Source organism: Pseudomonas sp. SIMBA_068, assembly GCF_046534705.1.
Taxonomy (GTDB): domain Bacteria; phylum Pseudomonadota; class Gammaproteobacteria; order Pseudomonadales; family Pseudomonadaceae; genus Aquipseudomonas; species Aquipseudomonas putida.
In genome coordinates, this window is record NZ_JAWRYI010000670.1 from 1 (window position 1) to 266 (window position 266).

Below are 266 nucleotides of genomic sequence, written 5' to 3' on the forward strand. Positions count from 1 at the left end.
GCACCAACTGCGCTGCGGCGCTGCTGGTGTCGCCCCAGAAGGCACTGGCGCAGCCGATTCTTACGGTCTTGGTCATGACAGGGCTCTCGAATGAAGAACTGCGAGGAGGCTACCAAGCAAGCGCTTGGTTTGTAAATACGTTGGCCTATTCTTCTGGCCAAGCGCTTGCTTGGTAACCGGCAGAGGCTTAAATTGCGCGCGCCGCGCCCGGATTTGCCGGGTTACGCTGAGCTATTGATGACGTGAAGGTAGGAGAACACCGGTGG

Annotated in this window: 1 protein-coding gene; it reads right to left on the reverse strand. The window is 58.3% G+C overall.

All coding sequences use genetic code 11. The features are described from left to right. Nucleotides 1-76: hypothetical protein (locus SB756_RS30920; protein WP_410913349.1), on the reverse strand; the 76-nt coding region annotated here is incomplete at its 3' end. Between the last annotated feature and the right edge of the window lie 190 nt (nt 77-266).